Origin of the sequence: Clostridium sp. AM34-9AC, from assembly GCF_003480225.1 — a bacterium.
GTDB classification, from domain to species: Bacteria; Bacillota; Clostridia; order Lachnospirales; family Lachnospiraceae; genus Acetatifactor; species Acetatifactor acetigignens.
On the sequence record NZ_QUIU01000015.1, the window covers coordinates 34,475 to 52,670 of the forward strand.

Genomic DNA, 18,196 nt, shown 5'->3' on the forward strand with positions numbered 1-18,196 from the left:
ATGAAGTGTCCGAATTGCGGGGCGGAAATGAAAGAAGGTACGCTTTACTGCGAGCACTGCGGGGAGGATATCCATATTGTTCCCGATTTTGAACCGGAAATTGAATACAATATGGAGCAGACTCTGCATGATATTGCCAGGGAAATGACACCGGAAGAAGATGCCACGGACGATCAGGATGTACAGCAGAGCATGACGGAATTGCAGGACTGGGATGAAGAACCGCTGGAAAATACAGCAAAACATCCATTTCGCTGGAAATTCATTGTGCTGATCCTGGTGCTTGCGGTAGTAGCGGTGGTATGTACCGGTTTCGGAATCTCTTATTCCCACTATCATTCCGCTGAATATCAGATAAAGAGTGCGAGAGAGTATGTAGCTTCCGGGGAATACGATCAGGCGATCACCTGTTATGAACGTGCGCTGGAAATCGATCCGGGGAACATCACCTTAAAATTTGAACTGGCGGATATTTATTTTCAGAAGAACAACAAAATGGAATATGAATATCTGCTTCGGGAGATTGTTGCGGATGCCGCAGCTACTTCCGAACAACTGGAAAGTGCTTATGGAAAGCTGATCGCCATCTATGCGGCCAGGGAAGATTATAAGACCATTAATGATCTGTTGTTGAACTGTGGTAATGTAAATATTATGAGTAAATACCAGAGCTATATGGCAATGGAACCGGAATTCAGTCTGCAGGAGGGATATTATACCAGCATCCAGCCTTTGAAACTGACAACTTTCGGAAGTGGTAAGATCTACTATACTACCGACGAAACCGAACCGGGAGAACACAGTCTGCTGTATACGGCACCCATCCTTTTAGAGAGCGGTGATTACTGTATCAAAGCCGTCTACATCAATGAGAATGGGATCAGTAGTCCAGTGGTTACCAAAAATTACCATATTGAGATCGAGGAACTGAGTGCTCCTGAGGTAACGGCGGTCAGTGGGGATTATGAATTCCCAATCAATATCGAGGTGACCGACGGATATGATGTTTATTACACAACGGATGGTTCCGATCCTACGCAGAATTCCACGGTGTATAATGGACCGATCCCCATGCCTCTTGGCAAATCAGTCTTCCGGTTTATCCGCATTGCGGAAGGAAGAAAGAGCGAGATCGTGGAGAAAAGCTACAATCTGGTCATGAACACGGAGTTTATGCCGGAGGATGCCGTGACAAAAGTAGTGAATTATGCCATAGAAAGTGGTAAAATAACGGAAGCATCCGGAAGCTTTGATGAATCCGCTGCGGCATATCTCTATCAGTATCAGTATGTGACGAACATCAACAAGATAGATGATTTCTATGTTGTTGCCGAGATCTACCGGGGAGAAGATGGGACAGTCACAAAGACGGGGAATCTGTTCGCCGTAAATGCCTATACCCGGGAACTGTACAAATTGCAGACCGACGAAAGCGGCCGCCATTATACGCTTGGTGATCGTTTAGATATATAATCCTAACAGAAGGGACGGAAAAAGAGAAATGTATAAGATCGTAAAAAAACAGGAGCTGACAACCAACATCTATCTTATGGAGGTAGAAGCAGACAGAGTGGCAAAGACCTGTGAACCCGGTCAGTTTGTCATCGTAAGAATGGATAGCGAGAGTGAGCGTATCCCTCTGACTATCTGTGATTACAACAGGGAAAAAGGAACAGTAACCATTGTGTTCCAGACCGTTGGTGCCGGTACAAAACTGATGGCACAGCTTTCCGAGGGAGAATACTTCCATGATTTCGTAGGTCCTCTGGGATGTCCTTCCGAACTGGTAGAACAGCCTCTGGATGAGGTAAAGGCAAAGAAGATCCTCTTCGTGGCTGGTGGTGTCGGTGCGGCACCGGTATATCCCCAGGTAAAATGGCTGCATGAGCATGGCGTTGCTGCAGATGTTATCGTGGGAAGCAAGACCAAAGATCTTCTGATCCTGGAGAAGGAGATGGAAGCTGTCGCAGGAAATCTGTATGTAACCACCGATGACGGCTCCTATGGAAGAAGCGGTATGGTAACCCAGACCATCAAGGATCTGGTGGCAGAAGGTAAAAAGTACGATCTGTGTATTGCCATCGGTCCTATGATCATGATGAAATTCGTGTGTCTCTTAACCAAAGAACTGGAGATTCCCACAGTTGTCAGTCTGAATCCTATTATGGTAGACGGTACGGGAATGTGCGGTGCATGCCGTGTAACTGTCGGCGGCAAGGTAAAGTTCGCCTGTGTAGACGGACCGGAGTTCGATGGACATGAAGTAAACTTTGATGAGGCAATGAGACGTCAGCAGATCTACAAGACTGCAGAAGGACGTGCAATGCTGGCCCTGGAAGAGGGAGATACCCATCACGGTGGCTGCGGCAACTGCCAGTAGTCATACAAAAGTTTGAACACGATAAATCAGAAAGGCATGGTTAAAATAAAATGGATGTATTAAAGAGAATTCCTGTCAGAGAGCAGGATGCGAAGGAACGTGCTACCAATTTCAAAGAGGTTTGTCTCGGATATAACAAAGAAGAAGCAATGGAAGAGGCTTCCCGCTGCATTAACTGTAAAAATGCACAGTGTGTAAAGGGCTGCCCCGTAGCAATCCAGATTCCACAGTTCATTGAACAGGTGAAGAACGGCAACATTGAAGAGGCTTATCGTATTATCAGTGAATCCAGCGCCCTTCCCGCTGTCTGCGGCCGTGTATGCCCTCAGGAAAGCCAGTGTGAAGGAAAATGTATCCGTGGCTTCAAGGGAGATCCGATCTCCATCGGTAAGCTGGAGCGTTTTGTGGCTGACTGGGCAAGAGAGAATGGCATCAAGCCCACTCCCGCAGCACAGAAGAACGGTAAGAAGGTAGCTGTGATCGGTTCCGGCCCTGCTGGTCTTACCTGTGCCGGAGATCTGGCAAAGCTGGGATATGATGTGACCATTTTCGAAGCACTGCATGAGGCAGGCGGTGTACTGGTATACGGTATTCCCGAGTTCCGTCTTCCCAAGACCGGTGTTGTGGCAAAAGAAATCGAGAATGTAAAATCTCTCGGTGTTCATATTGAGACTAATGTGGTGGTAGGTAAATCCGTGACCATCGACCAGCTGATGGATGAGGAAGGTTTTCAGGCTGTATTCATCGGTTCCGGTGCCGGACTGCCGAAGTTCATGGGTATCCCCGGTGAGAATGCCAACGGTGTCTTCTCTGCCAACGAGTACCTGACCAGAAGCAACCTGATGAAGGCTTTTGATCCCGACTCCAGAACTCCTATCATGCATGGTAAGAAGGTAGCCGTTGTCGGCGGCGGTAACGTGGCGATGGATGCAGCAAGAACCGCACTTCGTCTGGGTGCGGAGGTACACATTGTATACCGTAGAAGCGAAGAGGAGCTGCCTGCCAGAGTGGAAGAAGTACATCATGCAAAAGAGGAAGGCATCATCTTTGATCTGCTGACCAATCCTACTGAGATTCTTTCCGATGATAAGGGATGGGTGACCGGTATGAAGTGCATCCGCATGGAACTGGGTGAGCCCGATGAGAGCGGCAGACGCCGTCCGGTAGAGGTTCCGGGATCTGAATTCGTGATGGAACTGGATACCGTGATCATGTCTCTGGGTACTTCCCCGAATCCTCTGATCTCTTCTACAACCAAGGGACTGGATACCAACAAGTGGAAGTGCATCATTGCGGACGAGAACAATGGTAAGACCACAAAGGAAGGTGTCTATGCCGGCGGAGATGCGGTAACCGGAGCAGCGACCGTTATTCTGGCCATGGGCGCAGGAAAAGCTGCTGCCAAAGGCATTGACGAATATCTGAGTACAAAATAAACACCCCGGATCCTGTCCACAGACAGGATGGAATGGAGGATTACATGGTAAGACATATTGTTCTGTGGAGTCTGGAAGGCAATCTGACAAAACAGGAAAAGAAAGAGACCGCCGGGAAGATCAAGGAGTTACTGGAGCCCATCAAAGAAAAGGTTCCCGGTGCCGTAAAGGTGGAAGTGATCATCAATGAACTGGACAGCAGCAACCGGGATGTGGCTCTGATCTCTGAGTTTACAGATACTGAGGCGCTGGCTGCCTATCAGGTGCATCCGGATCATCTGGCAGCAAAGGAATATATTGGATCCGTGGCAGGCAACAGAGCCTGCCTGGATTACGAGTATTAAGGATGGTGTTGGTATATGGCATGGTGTCCGAAATGTAAAAACGAATATCGGGAAGGAATCACCGTATGTCCCGATTGCGGAGAAACGCTGGTAAGCGAGGAAGAATTGACGGACTGGACTTCCGTGCTGTTCGGTGAACAGGACGAAATGGAGAAACTGAAAGACTTCCTTACATACAATGGGATCCGCAAGAGCAAACTTTCCTTCGATGAGGCGGAGCAGGTCTATGAACTGTTTGTAGATGCAAAAGAGGAAAAACAGGCGAAGACGATTGCCCGGGTATTTCTGGAACAGCAGGAAAAAGAGCGGACGGAAAATGCTGCTGAGGAAGAGGCTGCGGTAGATGAATTCCTGATGCCGGAGACAGAAGAAGCATCGGAGGAAGTCAATCCCGGAGAACTGCTGAAAACAGCTTCCGCCCAGGGTGGACTTACTTATATGAACAGTGGAGCCAAAGCAGAGGAGAATCGTTCCTCTGCCTGGGTACTGCTGGTGGTGGGAATCCTCGGAATGCTTGTCATGATCCTGGGAATTACCGGCGTACTTCCTTTGAACATCGGCAACCCCTATATGTTCTACGGAGTGATGAGTGCTGTTTTCATTCTGTTCATTGTCATGGGCGTGGTATCCATGCGGAATGCAAAGCTTTTTGAGAAAAAGGCAGAGTCCGAGAACTCTCTGGTGGATACTCTTCTGAAGTGGAGTGAAGAAAATCTGACGGCGGAAAAAATTGACGCTCAGATTGAAAATGCTGCAGATACACCGGAAGAGGCTCTTTATTACAAGAGATTCGAAGTAATCCGCAGCCAGATGAATCATCAGTTTATGAATCTGGATCAGCAGATGCTGGAGAACCTTATTGACACAAAGATCTATGAACAGATCTTCCCGGATACAAACGGAGCAGAAGAATGATCAAAATATCCATCGTATGTGTAGGGAAGATCAAGGAGAAATTTTTCCGGGACGCCATAGAAGAATACAGCAAACGTCTGGGGCGTTATACGAAGTTAAATATCATCGAAGTGACGGATGAAATGACACCGGATGGAGCCAGTGCGGCTCTGGAAGATCAGATCCGTGAAAAAGAAGGGGCGAGGATCCTGGCGAAACTGCCACAGGATGCCCTGATCGTTACGCTGGAGATTGCCGGTAAAAACTTTTCTTCCGAAGAATTTGCGGCATGGATTGAAGATTGCACTGTCAGAGGAAAAAGCCATATCTGCTTTGTCATTGGCGGATCGCTTGGTTTGCATCCAAGTGTCTGTAAAAGAGCGGATCTGGCCTTAAGCTTTTCCAAAATGACATTTCCTCATCAGTTGATGCGAGAGATCCTGTGCGAACAGATCTATCGTGCATTCCGGATCATTCAGCACGAACCTTACCATAAATAAAGAGTAAAAGTAGAAGTATATGACAAAAAAACAACGTGCATTAGAAATTATAGAACGTCTGAAAAAGGAATACCCGGATGCCGGATGCACTCTGGATTACGATCAGGCATGGAAACTGCTTGTCAGTGTCCGCCTGGCAGCTCAGTGTACCGATGCCCGGGTAAATATCGTAGTGGAAAAGCTGTATGAGAAGTTCCCGGATGTGGATGCCCTGGCAGAGGCTCCGGTGGAAGAGATCGAGGCCATTGTAAAGCCCTGTGGCCTGGGTCACAGCAAAGCCAGAGATATCAGTGCCTGCATGAAGATTCTGCGGGATAAATATGACGGAAAGGTTCCAGACGATTTTGACGAATTATTGTCTCTGCCTGGAGTGGGCAGAAAAAGTGCGAATCTGGTCATGGGGGATGTCTTTGGCAGACCTGCCATTGTGACAGACACCCACTGTATCCGCCTGGTGAACCGTATGGGACTTGTGGACGGGATCAGGGAACCGGCAAAGGTGGAGAAGGAGCTGTGGAAGATCATTCCGCCCGAAGAAGGCAGCGATTTCTGCCACAGACTGGTATATCACGGCAGAGAAGTGTGTACCGCCAGAACCCATCCTTACTGCGAAAAATGCTGTATCAGTGACATCTGTAAAAAAGTCGGCATATAAAAGGCGGACAGGGAAATCTACTGCCGCAGACAGGAGCAAAGCCTATGAGGATGTATGACATTATCATGAAAAAAAGAAACGGCGGAGAGCTTTCGAAAGAAGAGATCCACTTTTTTATCGAGGGCTATACCCGTGGAGAGATTCCTGATTATCAGGTATCCGCGCTGATGATGGCGATCTACTTTCAGAAGATGACCGAGAAGGAGACTTATGAACTGACCATGGCCATGGCACACAGTGGTGAGATGCTGGATCTGTCCGGAATCCATGGCTGCAAGGTGGACAAACACAGTACCGGAGGTGTGGGAGATAAGACTTCTCTGGCATTGACACCCATGGTGGCTGCCTGTGGGATCCCGGTGGCCAAGATGAGCGGCAGAGGCCTGGGCCATACCGGAGGGACCATTGACAAGCTGGAAAGCTTTCCCGGATTTTCCACATCACTGACCACGAAGCAGTTTATTGAAAATGTGAATCGGATCGGCATTGCCATTATGGGACAGACCGCAGATCTGGCACCGGCGGATAAAAAGCTGTACGCCCTGCGGGATGTGACAGCTACCGTAGATAATATGTCCCTGATTGCCAGTTCCATCATGAGCAAGAAACTGGCAGCCGGTGCAGATGCCATTGTACTGGATGTCAAGACCGGAAGCGGTGCCTTTATGAAGAGCAGGGAGGATGCTTTTGCTCTGGCGGAGGAAATGGTGAAGATCGGTAAGAATGCCGGACGTAAGACTATTGCCATAATCTCGGATATGGATCAGCCGCTGGGCCGGGCTGTGGGAAATGCCCTGGAAGTGAAGGAAGCCATTGCAACCCTGCGGGGAGAAGGCCCGGAAGATTTCAAAGAACTTTGTATGGTACTGGGAAGTCGGATGTTACTTGCCGGTAGTAAGGCGGAGAGTGTCGAAGAAGCCAGAAATATGCTTACAAATGTCATCAGAGATGGAAGTGCTTTACGGAAGCTGGAGCAGTTTGTGGAGGCCCAGGGCGGTGACCCTGCGGCGGTAACGGATCCGGAGCTTCTGCCGAAGGCATCCATGGTGGTTCCTGTCTGTGCGGACAGAGACGGCTTTGTAGAAAAAATTGCCTGTGAGGATATCGGAATTTGTTCTCTGCTCTTAGGCGGCGGAAGAGAGACCAAGGAAAGTGAGATCGACCTGTCTGTTGGCATCCTCTTAGAGAAGAAAAAAGGGGATGCGGTGAAAAAGGGAGAGGTACTGGGATACCTTCATGCCAATGATGAGAAACGCCTGGAAGCGGCGAAGGAAAAGTTCCGGAGTGCCTATTTCATCACCGGCCATCAGCCGGAGGCAGAACCTCTGATCAAAGGGATTTTACAGTAACATATTCCGGCATCCGCTTTCATATAGTTTTATATGAAAATGAAGAGAATGCCATCGAAAAAAGAAAAATGGATCGATTCCCTGCAGTTACCCAAGGATGTCTGTATGGGAGCACTGCGGGTGACGCTGACGGGAAACTCCGAAGCCTGGATTGAAAATTACAGAGGAATCCTGGAATATACCGGAGAGCGGATCCTTTTGCAGGCCAAGACCTGTCAGGTGTGCCTGGAGGGAACCAGGCTTTCCATCGACTATTATACCAATGAAGATATGAAGATCAGCGGAAATATCAGTGCACTGCGATATTTGCGTGAATAATCATTTGGATGAGAGGTTAACAGGATGACGGAGTGGGTCAAACGTCTGCAGGGTTATGTGAAGATCCGGGTATGGGGCTTTGCACCGCAGCGATTTATCAATCTGTGCAGTAATAAGGGAATATTGCTGTGGAATATAGAAAAACAGGAAGATGTTTATACCATGTGCATCGGCCTGCGGTCTTTTTACGAACTGCGGCCCATCGCCAGAAAGACAAAAGTAAGGGTAGTCATATCGGAAAGATATGGACTACCCTTTTTTGTGCCGGGAATGCTGCGCAGAAAAGCGTTTCTGGCAGGTTTATTTCTGGCGGTGGCTTTCTGGCTGATTTCGTCTTTATTTGTGTGGGATATTCAGGTGACTGGCAATTATCAGGTGACGGATGACGTGTTCTATTCCTTCCTGGAGCAGGAGGGCATTCACACCGGAATGCGAAGGAGTGAACTGAATATAGGTGAGCTGGAAAAACAGATAAGACGGAAGTTTTCGCAGGTTACCTGGACCTCCGGCCGTCTGGACGGGACCAGACTGGTGATCGAAGTAAAGGAAAACGATATGTCGGTTCCAGAAGTCGTGCAGGATGCGGCAGGGGCAGGAAAAGATCTGGTGGCAGAATGCAACGGGGTGATCACGGATATGATCGTGCGTTGTGGTGTCCCGAAAGTATCCATAGGCAGTGAAGTGGCAAAAGGAGATATTCTGGTGGAAGGCAGGATCCCCATATATGCCGAGGATGGAACCGTCAGGGAATATCGGCCGGTGACCCCGGATGCGGATATAGTGCTGGAGCATACCGGAACCTTTCAGGCATATCTTCCGGCAGATTATATCCGGAAAAAATACACCGGAAGACAAAAAACATTCTATTTTATCCATTTCGGTGACCGGGAGTGGAAACCGGAGAAAAAAATGGATTTTTTGCAATATGACAGCGTGCTGGAAGCATGTCCCGTAAAAGCGTTGGAGTATCTGCAGATCCCCTGCATGGTAGGCAGGATCACGTACAGAGAGTATCAGAAAACTGAATATTATTATACAGTGTCGGAAGCAGAAACGGTTTTACAGAAAAAAATCATGGATTTTCTTGAAACTTTAGATGAAAAAGGGGTACAAATAATCTCGAAAGATGTTAAAATAGAAACAAAGCGCGCCGGCTGGACCGCACACGGGGAACTTTTGCTGCGGGAAGCGGCGGTCAGTCTGGTAGATTCCCGGGCGGAGGATACCGGAGCAGAAGATTTGGACAGAAATGAGGATTAAGACATAAATGAGTGTGACAGCAATCCGTCTGGAAATGGATACAGAACAGATGCAGAAGATCTTCGGTATGCAGGATGCGTACATCAAGAAGCTGGAACAGGATTTTCAGGTAACTATTGTGGACCGCAACGGAAGTGTAATGATCACTGGGGAAGAAGAAAACGTTTCGAAGGCCTCCCGGGTATTACGACAGCTGACCGCATTGTCGGATCACGGCAATGAGATCGAAGAACAGAGCGTGGATTATGCCATTGAAATGGGAAAAGAAGACCAGGAGGAAAAACTGATGGAGATGGATGCGGACTGCATCTGCCATACCATCAGCGGAAAGCCGATCAAGCCCAAGACCCTGGGGCAGAAGGCTTATGTGGATGCCATCCGGAAAAACATGATCGTATTCGGACTGGGACCGGCCGGTACCGGTAAGACGTATCTGGCCATGGCCATGGCGATCACCGCTTTTAAGAACAACGAGGTGAGCCGTATCATCCTGACCAGACCGGCCATTGAAGCCGGAGAAAAGCTGGGCTTTTTGCCCGGTGATCTGCAGAGTAAGGTAGACCCGTATCTGCGTCCCCTGTACGATGCCCTGTATCAGATCATGGGAGCGGAAAGTTTTGCCAAAAATATGGAAAAGGGTCTGATCGAAGTGGCACCGCTTGCCTATATGAGAGGCCGGACACTGGACAATGCCTATATTATTCTGGATGAAGCACAGAATACCACACCGGCACAGATGAAAATGTTCCTGACCCGTATCGGTTTCGGCTCCAAAGTGATCGTAACGGGTGACTCCTCCCAGAAGGATCTTCCCGTGGGAGCAAAATCCGGTCTGGATGTAGCAGCCAGAGTTCTGAAAAATATCGATGATATTGCCTTCTGTACCTTGACCAGCAAAGACGTGGTAAGACATCCGCTGGTACAGAAGATCGTAAAAGCTTACGATGACTATGAAGCCCGGACGATCAAAAGCAAAAGAAGTCCGAGATTAAACAAACGTCCGGATAAAGGAAACAGATAAATATGAAGAACAAAGAGAAAAACGGATTTTCGCGGTTTTTGCTGCCGGAGATCCTTACGGTACTGATCGGAGGTGCCGCAGTCTACGGACTGGGACTTTTGGGAAAACAGTTGTCTGTGGAAAATGCCCTGCGGGATGCCGTGATGGCAGCACTGGGACTTGCAGTGTCAGGATTTTTCCTGCGCAGGGAGGTAGTGGATTCCCGCCTGGATTATGATAACGGAGAGCACCTGATGAGATTCTGGACCGCTGTCTGGTGCAGCCTTTTGTTTTCGCTGGCCTGTGCATTCCTTCCGGCGGGAGGATGGCCGTTTCTGGCGGTCTTTGTGGTATTGTCCCTGTTCAGCAATCTATCAGTGGGAATTGTGTTTTCCGGGGTGTTTCTGATGATTGCCACGCTGTGGGGACAGTCGGTGGGCATTTTTTTCCTGTATTTTATCAGCGGTGTTTTTGCAGCCTGTCTTTTCCAGCATTTAGAGCAGGAATTTGCCATCGGGATCCCCCTGTTCTTATCTCTGTTCTGCCTTTTGCTGTGCGAGACCGCAAATGTGGTACTGCTTGCCAATGAACATTTAAGTCTGGAACAGTTTCTGGTTCCGGCAGCAAATCTGATCGTGTCGGGAATACTGCTTCTGGGTATTTTGAAAATTTTTTCGGGTACAGTGGTGTTCAGGGATCGTGTAAAATATCTGGAACTGAATGACACCGAGAATCAGGTACTGGTAAAGTACCGCGAGGAAGACCGATCCGAATATTTCCTGTGTGTACATACAGCCTATTTCTGTGAGCGGATCGCAAATAAGCTGGAACTGGACAGGGATGCCCTGAAATGTGCCGGATTATATCACAGAAAAGGCTGGGATCTTATGCAGGAGACACCGGATATGGAATTCCCGGCAGGCGCATCGGAGATCCTGGAAGAATATAAAGGAACCCGGAAATACAAAAAAGCGGAGACCGCAGTGCTGTATTGTTCGGATGCGGTAGTCAGTGCGATCCTTTTGCTGTTGCAGAAGGAACCGGAGAAGAAGCCGGATTATGAGCAGGTGATTGACAGGATTTTTGAGAGAATCCGGGAAAAAGGTATTTTCAGCGAATGTGACCTGTCCTTAAGGGACTGGAACCGGATGCAGAAGATATTCAAGGAGGAGAAATTATACTATGACTTTTTACGTTGAAAATGAAACCGATGAGACATTTTCAAATGGGGAAAACAGTTTCCCCATAGAGGAGACCGTGGAGCAGGTAGCCACGGCGGTTCTGGATATGGAGGGATGTCCCTATGAGATCCAGTTAAATGTACTGTTGACAGACAATGACGGTATTCATGCTTACAATAAGGAATACCGGAAGATTGACCGGGAGACTGATGTATTGTCCTTCCCCAATCTGGATTTCGATGAGCCTGGGGATTTTGAAATCTCTGAGGACAGAGAGGCAGATTATTTTGATCCGGATACAGGAGAACTGATCCTCGGGGATATCATTATTTCTGTGGACCGGGTCAAAGAGCAGGCGGAAAGCTATGGACACAGCCAGAAGAGAGAGTTCGCATTTCTGGTCGCTCACAGTATGCTTCATCTGTGTGGCTATGACCATATGGAAGAAGATGAGGCAAAGGTAATGGAGGCAAAGCAGGAGCAGGTTCTCGCATCCCTTGGAATTACAAGAGATTAAAAAGGGCGTGTCATACACGTAAAGGTAGCTTACATGAATCAGGTGGAAGTAAAAAGAAGACAAATACAGAGTTTTTCCTATGTCCTTGCCTGTATCAATATCTGGGTGTTCGGGAAAAGCATCGGAGATAACGGCCTGGGATATCTGGCAGCGGCTGTTCTGGTATTTGCCCTGTTCTGGGTGCTTACCGGGAAAAATCTGCCGGACAGAATGGGCAGAATGCTTCGGGGCAGAAATGCCAGGGGGCAGTATCGGAATGTCTCCAGAATGCGTAAGAACATGATGCTGTTCCAGATCGCAGAGGGACTTCTTGGGACTGTTTTGTGCATGAGTCTGGGCTGGATTCTTTTGGAAAAAGTCTTTCTGGTGCCTTACGGAAGCATGATCCTGTGGATCTTAAGCCCGGCACTTTTTCTTCGTTGTATCCAGTCGGTATTTTTAGGATATTTTCAGAGTGAAGGTTCGGAAATGCCATCTGCGGTATCTTCGGTGCTGCGGCAGGTATTTTTCCTGGGCCTGGGTCTGGTGTTCCTGGGGATTTTCCGGAACTACGGGGAGAAAGTAAGTCTTTTATTAAAAAGGGCAGACTTTACATCCATGTACGGAGCCATGGGTATCGCAGTGGGAATGCTGCTTTCGGAGGTGTTGGTACTGCTATTTGTCTTTGTGATCTACCGTGGCAGCATGGCAGGCAGAAGAGAAGCGGAAAGCGGTATGAAGGGAACGGACTCTTTCTCCTTGCAGCTGCGTACATTACTGATTCCTATGGGTGGGGATATTCTCAGAGACATGTTTTTATTACTGCCTTTGTGGATCGGCCTGCTTTTCTTCCAGAAAAGATCGACGGATATTTATGCATCCGTTTCTGCGTATGGTATTTTCGTCGGCAGATATCTGATCACGATCCTGATGCCCGTAGCAATTTTAAGTGCGGGAATTCTGCCGGGGGTGGCCAGAACCGGCAGCCATATCCGTAAAAAAGAAGAAAGATATGCCAGAACTGCATTTCAGGCAGGAGTACAGGGGACGGTGGTACATGGATTCTTTTTCACGGCAGGGATCGCGGTACTGGCAACACCACTGTCACAGGCTTTGGATAAATCTGCGGAAATGGCACTTACCGGTTTGTTCACTACGGGATCTTCGCTGATTCTGTGGCTTCTGCTTTTGTTTTATTTTTCGGAGATACTGGAACTTCGGGGGGAAAAGCATCTGCTCCTGGCAGGATACGGCATTCTGGATATCGTGAGCATCGTGATATTGCTGATTCTTCTGAATACGGGAAATACAACAACGGCATTATCTTTAAGCCTTGTGCTGGGGACGGCAGCGGGAGGAATTGTTCTCGGCATACTTGCCTGCCTTCGAATGAAGACCTGGCCGGATCTGTTGCGGACACTGGCAATTCCCGCCGGAAGCTGCTGTGCCTGCGGATTGCTGGCTTTTGGGCTGGAGAAGATCTGCCTGCCCCATCTGGGGGCGATGGTAACGGTGCTGCTGGAACTGGTGATCACCGGTGCGGTCTACTGGTTTTTGCTTTTGATGTTACGCAGTTTCCGTGGACAGGATCTGAATTATGTTCCCGGCGGTAAAGTGCTGCGTGCTTTCGGAAAAACGCTCCGGCTGCTCTAAAACTGTTTTACGGATGTATATTTTCGATAAAATAACTGATACTGATACAAAGAGTCAATAGAAACATCATGGATGTGAGGCAGTATGAAATTTGTAAAACGTATCAGTTACTTTTTTGTGATTCCGGTTGTGTTTTTAATTCTTGGAATCTTTCTTGGTGTCTGGGGCATTCATTTTTTCTATCCCGGACAATGGCAGGATCTGAATGAGAACCGACTTGCCCTGCCGCTCACGGAAGAGGAGACTGCGGCAGACACAGATCCTTATGAGGTGGCACCCAGTGTGGAGGCGGCAGCCTCCGGGGAGACACTTTGTGCGGATACTGAATATGTGTTGGAAGAGGCAGATATTGTACGGGGTACCACAGTGGAGACCTCATGGAAGATCCCACATAAATATATTGGGATGAACAGGGAAAATTTTCTGGAGACCATGGAACTCTATGCGGCCCATCCGCCATTGTCGGAGATCGAGCGGGGCTTTGTGGGGTTGGAGGTATTGTCTTTTTCCCGGGAAAAAGTAATGGTCCGTATGGATTACCGTTATGTCCAGCCCAGCGCAAGTTTTTATCTGGCGGTGTCGGACAATGAAGTGGTGGTCTATCTGGAAGACAGATCCACGGTATATATCAATACCGGGATCTCGCTGGAAGAATTGCCGGAACAGATACAGCTCCAGATCATGGACATGCTGTTTGTTCCGGATGAAGAAACATTGTATGATTTTCTGGAGACGTATTCGTCCTAGAATTCTGAATAAAGGTGATGCAGATGAAAAAACAGATCGGTGTGATCGGCGGAGGCGCTGCCGGAATGATGGCAGCCATAACCGCGGCAAAAGAAGGCGCACAGGTGACGATCCTGGAGCGTAATGACCGTGTGGGAAAGAAAATATTGCAGACAGGAAACGGGAAATGCAATCTGGGAAATCGTGCGCTTTCCGTGGAGTGTTATCACGGTGGAGATTTGGAATGGATCCGGGATGTGCTGGAACATTTTGATACGGAGGATACGATACGCTTTTTCCAAAGTATCGGTCTGATGGTAAAGGAGAAAAACGGCTATCTATATCCCGTGTGTGAGCAGGCGGCTGCGGTGCTGGACGTGCTGCGTTATGAATTACAGGCACTCGGTGTGGAGATACAGTATCAGTGCAAGATCACAAAGGTCGAAAAACTGGCCTCCGGAAAGCTGCAGGTCAGTGACGGAGAAAAGACATGGCAGTTCGATGCGGCGATTGTGACCTGTGGTGGAAAAGCCGCACCGGCTACCGGATCGGACGGCAGTGGATTTAAAATTGCAAAAAAAATGGGACACACCTGCATTCCTTCAGTGCCCGCACTGGTGCAGCTGCGCTGTCAGGAGACCGACCTGCTAAAGGGGATTGCCGGTGTCCGGGCGGACAGTGAGATCCGGGTCTTCTGTGACGGCGGGGAAATATGCCGGGAACGGGGAGAACTACAGCTGACGGATTACGGCATCTCAGGCATTCCCATTTTCCAGCTAAGCCGCAGGGTGAACTATCTGCTCAGGGACAGGCGGAACGTGACAGCACAGATTGACTTTTTGCCGGATCTGACACAGGAAAGCTATGAAGAATTACAGGCAGGGCGGAAACTTTTACAGGGAGACCGGACAGCAGAGGAATTCTTTACCGGAATGTTACATAAAAAACTGACCGCTGCGCTGCTAAAAATGGCAGGGATTCGTCTGGCTACTCCCATGAAGGAGATCCCGGAGGAAAAGATTCATGCTTATTATAATCTCTGCCGTAACCTGAAACTGCATATCACAGAGAGCAATCCTTACGAAAATGCACAGGTATCCGCCGGAGGCGTGGATGTACGGGAAATAAAGCCTACTATGGAATCAAAGATCTGCCCCGGGGTCTATTTTGCGGGGGAGATCCTGGACGTGGATGGCCGATGCGGGGGCTATAATCTCCAATGGGCCTGGAGCAGTGGTTATCTGGCGGGATACCACGCTGCGTTAGCATAAAATAATTTTTTACACGTGACGTATGCCTGCGTAAGGTGCAAAAGCTCCGGAAAGGCGGCAGGTCATTGAAAGATATGAGGATGAAAATGATCAGATTAAATCAGCTGAAGCTTCCGGTAGATCATACCCGGGAGCAGCTTATACATAAGACGGCACAGTACTTACGGATCCCGGCGGCGGATATCCTCGAACTGCAGATCGTAAGGCAGTCTCTGGATGCCAGAAAAAAGCCGGCACTTTTTTACAGTTACAGTGTGAATGTAACGGTGAAAAAGGAAGAAAAAGTATATAAGGATGCCTGCCGCAGACTTGGAAAAGCCAATGTTCTGCTGACCGAAAAAACGGAATATCTTTTTCCTGCAGAAGGTTCAACGCAGCAGAAGCATCCCACTGTGATCATCGGAATGGGTCCTGCTGGACTTTTTTGCGGATATTATCTGGCACAGCACGGCTATGCACCTGTCATTCTGGAACGGGGTGCAGACGTGGATGCCAGACAGGCGGATGTAGAAGCTTTCTGGCAGACGGGCAGATTAAAGCCGGATTCCAATGTGCAGTTTGGAGAAGGCGGTGCCGGAACTTTTTCGGATGGTAAACTGAATACTTTGGTAAAGGACAAATACGGCAGAAATACGGAAGTATTGAAAACTTTCGTAAAGCACGGTGCTGATCCGGCAATTCTTTATCAGGCCAAGCCCCATATTGGTACGGATGTCCTGAGCAAAGTGGTAAAAAGCATGCGGGAAGAAATATTGCGTATGGGTGGGGAAGTCCGATTTCATAGTCAGATGACGGAGATCCTTACAGAGAACGGGCAGGTCACAGGAGTAAAGGTGAATGACACGGAAGTGCTCCCCTGTGAGCAGGTGGTACTGGCACCGGGGCACAGTGCCCGAGATACTTTTTCCATGTTGTACCGGAAGCAGTTTCCCATGTCGGCGAAATCTTTTGCAGTGGGATTCCGTGTGGAGCATCCCCAGAGCCTGATCAATATGAGTCAGTATGGCGCTGAGTCGGTAAAAGGTCTGGGTGCAGCGGCTTATAAGGTGACGGCTAAGACAAGCACCGGCAGAGGAGTGTATTCTTTCTGTATGTGTCCGGGCGGCTATGTGGTCAACGCATCTTCCGAGCCGGGAAGACTGGCGGTCAATGGTATGAGCTACAGCGGCCGTGACGGGAAAAATGCCAACAGCGCCATTATCGTTGCGGTGACTCCTGCGGATTACGGTTCCGATCATCCACTGGCAGGAATCGAATTCCAGCGGGGACTGGAACAGAGAGCTTATGAATTATGCGATGGGAAACTGCCGGTACAGCGGTACGGAGATTTCAGGGAGAAAGTCACCGGAGAGCATCCTGCGGAAACGGACGGAGTACAAAGAAGTGGCCCGGAAGCATTGGAACCACAGTGTAAAGGTGCTTATGAATGGGCGGATCTTACCGGAATTCTTCCGGCAGAGTGTAACCGGGCCTTCGTGGAGGGGATGGACAGCTTTGACAGACAGATCCACGGCTTTGCCTCTCCGGGAACGATCCTGACCGGTGTGGAAAGCAGGACGTCTTCCCCGGTGCGGATCGAACGGGATGAAGAGTTACAGTCTGCCATCCGGGGTTGCTATCCCTGTGGAGAGGGGGCCGGATATGCCGGAGGAATCACTTCCGCCGCCATGGACGGTATCCGCGTAGCAGAACAGATCGCTTCACAGTTTGCTCCGCTACAGCGTTGACGTATGGCAGAAAATGTTATATGATTCAAATATTCAGAGATTGCATCCTGCAGATCGGTTTTTCGGGGGAGGCGCTGAATATTACTGTAATAATATGGACTTAGAAAGGCAATCACGTGAATAATATAAGGGAACAAATCAAGGATAAGAAAAGAATCGTCGTTAAGATCGGTTCTTCCTCCTTACAGCATGCCGAGACGGGAGACCTGGATTATATCCGTCTGGAAAAGCTGGTAAGAGAGCTTTGCGATATCAGCAATCAGGGGAAAGAAGTCGTACTTGTGACTTCCGGTGCTATTGCCGCCGGAAAACAGGCAGTGCATTTAAAGACTACGGAGGGGCAGACTCAGGCAGAATCCATGGCGATCAAGCAGGCCTGTTCCGCCATCGGCCAGGCAAGACTGATGATGACCTACCAGAAGCTTTTTGCGGAGTACAATCAGGTGGCAGCACAGATCCTGATGACGAAAAATACCATCGTGGACAATCTGAACCGCTACAATGCCCATAATACCTTCACCCAGCTATTGAAAATGGGAGCAATTCCCGTTGTCAATGAAAATGATACGGTAGCGACCTACGAGATTGAGATCGGTGACAACGATACCCTGTCGGCTATTGTGGCAGCACTGATCGATGCAGATCTGCTGATCCTGTTGTCAGATATCGATGGCCTCTACACCGATGATCCCAGGCAGAATCCCAATGCGGAATTTATCGAACAGGTGGATGAACTCACGGAGGAATTCATGCATATGGGCAAGGCCAGTACCGGCAGTAATGTGGGGACCGGCGGCATGAATACCAAAATGATCGCGGCGAAGATTGCCACCAGTTCGGATGTGGATATGATCATTGCCAACAGCAAGGACATCGGAGTACTTCATCGTCTGTTATCCGGTGAAAACGAAGGTACTTTATTCGTGGCACATAAGGATGAAAGCTTTGATCTGCCGGAATTTGTACAGAATCTGCACAAAAATCAGTGATGATACGTCAACGAAAA

At 48.8% G+C, this 18,196-nt stretch carries 18 protein-coding genes; all 18 read left to right on the top strand.

All coding sequences use genetic code 11. The features are described from left to right. The 18 genes from DW835_RS10340 (at position 1) to proB (ending at position 18,179) form a co-directional block, all read left to right on the top strand. Positions 1–1,473, top strand: coding sequence for an FN3 associated domain-containing protein (locus DW835_RS10340; protein ID WP_118537995.1), 1,473 nt, complete (start codon positions 1–3; stop codon positions 1,471–1,473). 28 nt (positions 1,474–1,501) lie between these two features. Then, positions 1,502–2,380, top strand: a complete 879-nt coding sequence (locus tag DW835_RS10345) for a sulfide/dihydroorotate dehydrogenase-like FAD/NAD-binding protein (RefSeq protein WP_022312812.1) — start codon at positions 1,502–1,504, stop codon at positions 2,378–2,380. Between the two features lie 50 nt (positions 2,381–2,430). Next, positions 2,431–3,816 (top strand): NADPH-dependent glutamate synthase, encoded by a 1,386-nt coding sequence (gene gltA / locus DW835_RS10350; RefSeq protein WP_117466340.1) that lies wholly within the window; start codon positions 2,431–2,433, stop codon positions 3,814–3,816. Between the two features lie 44 nt (positions 3,817–3,860). Next, the gene (locus DW835_RS10355) at positions 3,861–4,160 is read left to right on the top strand and encodes a Dabb family protein (protein WP_118537996.1); all 300 of its coding nucleotides are present in this window, start codon (positions 3,861–3,863) and stop codon (positions 4,158–4,160) included. 15 nt (positions 4,161–4,175) lie between these two features. After that, positions 4,176–5,075: a TFIIB-type zinc ribbon-containing protein gene (locus DW835_RS10360; RefSeq protein ID WP_117466338.1), complete on the top strand. Its 900-nt coding sequence runs from the start codon at positions 4,176–4,178 to the stop codon at positions 5,073–5,075. After that, complete coding sequence (gene rlmH, locus DW835_RS10365) at positions 5,075–5,554, top strand: 23S rRNA (pseudouridine(1915)-N(3))-methyltransferase RlmH (RefSeq protein WP_118669146.1); 480 nt, start codon at positions 5,075–5,077, stop codon at positions 5,552–5,554. The genes DW835_RS10360 and rlmH overlap by 1 nt, the downstream gene beginning before the upstream one ends. A 19-nt stretch (positions 5,555–5,573) precedes the next feature. Continuing rightward, positions 5,574–6,209: an endonuclease III gene (gene nth, locus DW835_RS10370; RefSeq protein ID WP_022312807.1), complete on the top strand. Its 636-nt coding sequence runs from the start codon at positions 5,574–5,576 to the stop codon at positions 6,207–6,209. Positions 6,210–6,253: 44 nt separating this feature from the next. Further along, positions 6,254–7,558 carry a pyrimidine-nucleoside phosphorylase gene (locus DW835_RS10375; RefSeq protein WP_118669132.1) on the top strand — a complete coding sequence of 435 codons (1,305 nt, stop codon included), beginning with the start codon at positions 6,254–6,256 and terminating at the stop codon, positions 7,556–7,558. A gap of 33 nt (positions 7,559–7,591) precedes the next feature. Next, complete coding sequence (locus DW835_RS10380) at positions 7,592–7,876, top strand: YabP/YqfC family sporulation protein (RefSeq protein WP_243037129.1); 285 nt, start codon at positions 7,592–7,594, stop codon at positions 7,874–7,876. Between the two features lie 24 nt (positions 7,877–7,900). Then, positions 7,901–9,136 carry a sporulation protein YqfD gene (locus DW835_RS10385; protein WP_022312804.1) on the top strand — a complete coding sequence of 412 codons (1,236 nt, stop codon included), beginning with the start codon at positions 7,901–7,903 and terminating at the stop codon, positions 9,134–9,136. Positions 9,137–9,143: 7 nt separating this feature from the next. Further along, positions 9,144–10,157 carry a PhoH family protein gene (locus DW835_RS10390; RefSeq protein ID WP_118503757.1) on the top strand — a complete coding sequence of 338 codons (1,014 nt, stop codon included), beginning with the start codon at positions 9,144–9,146 and terminating at the stop codon, positions 10,155–10,157. A 2-nt stretch (positions 10,158–10,159) separates the two neighbouring features. After that, positions 10,160–11,335, top strand: a complete 1,176-nt coding sequence (locus DW835_RS10395; RefSeq protein ID WP_118669131.1) for a hypothetical protein — start codon at positions 10,160–10,162, stop codon at positions 11,333–11,335. Beyond that, positions 11,319–11,834, top strand: coding sequence for an rRNA maturation RNase YbeY (gene ybeY / locus DW835_RS10400; protein WP_022312801.1), 516 nt, complete (start codon positions 11,319–11,321; stop codon positions 11,832–11,834). The genes DW835_RS10395 and ybeY overlap by 17 nt, the downstream gene beginning before the upstream one ends. 33 nt (positions 11,835–11,867) lie before the next feature. Further along, complete coding sequence (locus DW835_RS10405) at positions 11,868–13,466, top strand: hypothetical protein (RefSeq protein WP_118669130.1); 1,599 nt, start codon at positions 11,868–11,870, stop codon at positions 13,464–13,466. 84 nt (positions 13,467–13,550) lie between these two features. Continuing rightward, entirely contained in the window at positions 13,551–14,213 is a 663-nt protein-coding gene (locus DW835_RS10410; protein WP_118669129.1) for a TM2 domain-containing protein, read from the top strand. A 23-nt stretch (positions 14,214–14,236) separates the two neighbouring features. Further along, positions 14,237–15,463: an NAD(P)/FAD-dependent oxidoreductase gene (locus DW835_RS10415; RefSeq protein ID WP_118669145.1), complete on the top strand. Its 1,227-nt coding sequence runs from the start codon at positions 14,237–14,239 to the stop codon at positions 15,461–15,463. Positions 15,464–15,549: 86 nt separating this feature from the next. After that, complete coding sequence (locus DW835_RS10420; RefSeq protein WP_118669128.1) at positions 15,550–17,190, top strand: FAD-dependent protein; 1,641 nt, start codon at positions 15,550–15,552, stop codon at positions 17,188–17,190. Positions 17,191–17,306: 116 nt separating this feature from the next. Beyond that, positions 17,307–18,179 (top strand): glutamate 5-kinase, encoded by an 873-nt coding sequence (gene proB / locus DW835_RS10425; protein ID WP_118539703.1) that lies wholly within the window; start codon positions 17,307–17,309, stop codon positions 18,177–18,179. Positions 18,180–18,196: the final 17 nt, after the last annotated feature.